The organism is Type-D symbiont of Plautia stali (assembly GCF_001485335.1).
GTDB classification, from domain to species: Bacteria; Pseudomonadota; Gammaproteobacteria; order Enterobacterales; family Enterobacteriaceae; genus Pantoea; species Pantoea vagans_C.
Window position 1 is genome coordinate 1 of record NZ_BBOC01000179.1, and the last position, 1,812, is coordinate 1,812.

The 1,812-nt window shown below is 50.6% G+C and carries 1 protein-coding gene; it reads right to left on the reverse strand.

Going from position 1 to position 1,812, the window contains the following annotated elements; genetic code table 11:
- Positions 1 to 1,201: 1,201 nt before the first annotated feature.
- Complete coding sequence (locus PSSD_RS25825) at positions 1,202 to 1,450, reverse strand: hypothetical protein (RefSeq protein WP_058974219.1); 249 nt, start codon at positions 1,448 to 1,450, stop codon at positions 1,202 to 1,204.
- Between the last annotated feature and the right edge of the window lie 362 nt (positions 1,451 to 1,812).

Genomic DNA, 1,812 nt, shown 5'->3' on the forward strand with positions numbered 1-1,812 from the left:
GTCGGCGCCATGACGGTCTCTGCCGGGGTGGCCGCGCTGGCAGACTGCGGAAGCCGGGACGCAATGCTTCGCCGGGCGGATGAGGCGCTTTACGAGGCGAAGGGTGCCGGACGAAATGCGGTGATAGTAGCCGCTCCCGGGAGTTTCAGACGGTATGAAGAGTCGGAGTCATAAGCTCTCTTCTTTTTTGGCTGCATATCTGTCGCTGAGGGGCAGTGATTAAGGTCCGGTGCGATATGAAAATTTTCTGTGAGGGATGCCCGCTCTGGACGTTTTTCGCTGTTTGAGGCTCAGCATCGGCTAAGAGTGTGAGGAGAGACACGCTTTTTTTAACTGCATTGCTGCATTAAGCGCCCTTTATTAACAGAAAATCCCTGTGCGGTGATAATCTGTCGCTTTCAGACCATGCTTCACGGGGTAAGCAACAGCACTGTAAAAAGGATATGATGAAACTGGCTCCGAAGCATTTTCGTCTTCTTTCCTCTATGCAGGAAAGGGGATCGGTACCAGCTGACATGATGCCTGTCGTGATGGCGACGCTGGTAAGACTGCGACTGGCCGAATTTTTTTGCGGCGAAGCATGGCGGAGGGTCAGTGAACGCTACCGCCTGACGGCGAGGGGCAAAAAGGTTCTCATAGCTTACGATGTCCGGATCAAGCAGGACCAGCAACGCAGTAGATATCAGGGTGGCACCAGGCGATGCGTAAAAAAACCTGAGTCTGACATAACCTGAGGTTTCGCCACGATAAAGCCAGCTTTCGTCAGCAGTCTGTATTTTCTTTCGGACTGCGCATACTCACGCCTATTTTTTTACTTTTTATAAACAGCGTTTTCTTCTGATTTTTCCTACGCCTAAAAAGTCATTATCGCTGAACGCTGATAGCCGACTGCGATAACGATAAGGGTAGTGGTGGTTTTACTGCATTTATTTCACATCTGTACGCTTCAGCTGATTTATATCAGGATGTTTATGTGAGGGGTCCCCACAACTAAAAGTCAGCTTATCAGTCAGTAAAGTCATTTACCTGCACGGTCCGCAGAGTAGGTTAGTCATCGGGCTTGACGAAAGGGACGCACGAACTAAGCTTGTCCTGATTCTTATAACAACTGCAGTATGAAATCCGCATTGCTATGCCGCGCCCATCAGCGCGGCTTTTTTTATGCTGGTCATCACCTTCCTGACTGTTAAGACTCTTTTCGTCAGGAGTGAAATAATTCATCAACTGTTTTTTTCATCTGTGTTAACGTCTTGCCGCGATTATCCCTGTCGCGAATTTCTTTGCTTTTTTCCGCCCGGCATACCTGGTCAGGTTGCGGGACTTTTTTATCCTCTCCCCGGTTCAGTACCCCCGTTTTTGCATACTGCGTCACCCGCACAACCAGCAAATCAGTAGCCCGCAGAATACCTTTAATCTGCCACAGGCTGTCCTGATCACGTGTCTGCTCCATTGATGGCCACATTCTGATACCCCAGGCTGCGTGATTTTTCTGACTTCTGTTTTACCGCGCCTTTAGCGATGACGAACATACGCCGCCATCATGCTCCCTCTGCTCCGTAAATCGTCTGCATCCGCGCCTTGCCGCGGTCCCCCGCCATCAGTAAGGCAGGTCATCAGTATGAGCGCTGCATGTTTCCCGGTTCCTGCCGATAACAAAAACCACACCCGGCACATTCCTTTCAGAACAGTGAGAACGAACATGAAAATTGCGACACGACTGGCTTCAGGCTTCGGCCTTCTTATCCTGCTGTTCATTATCTGCACCACGATTGCGCTGATGGCGCTCAGCAAAGCCAGCGACGGCATGGACGA

Coding starts and splice junctions, on each gene's coding strand:
- PSSD_RS25825 (WP_058974219.1), bottom strand. CDS start 1,450: ATGGAGCAGACACGTGATCAGGACAGCCTGTGGCAGATTAAAGGTATT.